The following is a 556-nucleotide window of genomic DNA, read 5'->3' on the forward strand; positions in this document are numbered from 1 at the left end:
CGTGGCATGGGCGCCGCCCGAAACGCGTTCGTACTCGCCTCCATGGCCACCTCGCGGCACGCCTGTGCTGCTGCGCACGGCACCAGTGGCGGAACTGGAGGGAGCGGTCCACGTATCGGGCCATGCGCACACGATCCTGCGCATGGCCCATCTGTCTTCCCCTGAAGACTTCGGCCCCTGGCTGGAGGCCACGCCGGTGCTGTGGTCGCTGCGCTACAAGCCATTGGTGGGCGACGCGCTGCTGGATGAACTGGCACGCAGTCACAACAGCGTCAGCGCAGCCAACATGGGTCTGCTGGCACGCTGCTTTGGCTGGGATGATGTACACGATGGCGTGGATCCGGACAGGCTGGCATCGATCCAGTCGCGCGGTCATCGACGCTGGGCCGCCGAGACCGGGAATGCGGCAGAGCTGTCGGCACTGCTTGAACAAGAGGGCAGCCTGCGGCTGGGGAGGGTCACCCTTGCACGTTGCCTGCCCTCTTGTTCAAGCAGTGCCGACAGCTCTGCCGCATTCCCGGTCTCGGCGGCAGAGCTGTCGGCACTGCTTGAACAA

1 protein-coding gene is annotated in these 556 nt (G+C 65.8%); it reads left to right on the top strand.

What is annotated here, in order from left to right:
• Window positions 1-142 precede the first annotated feature (142 nt).
• Window positions 143-556, top strand: a 414-nt coding sequence (locus RCG67_RS17255; RefSeq protein WP_368828037.1) for a hypothetical protein, incomplete at its 3' end; no start/stop codon positions are given.

The sequence above is a fragment of the Kocuria cellulosilytica genome (assembly GCF_040981245.1).
GTDB classification, from domain to species: Bacteria; Actinomycetota; Actinomycetes; order Actinomycetales; family Micrococcaceae; genus Kocuria; species Kocuria cellulosilytica.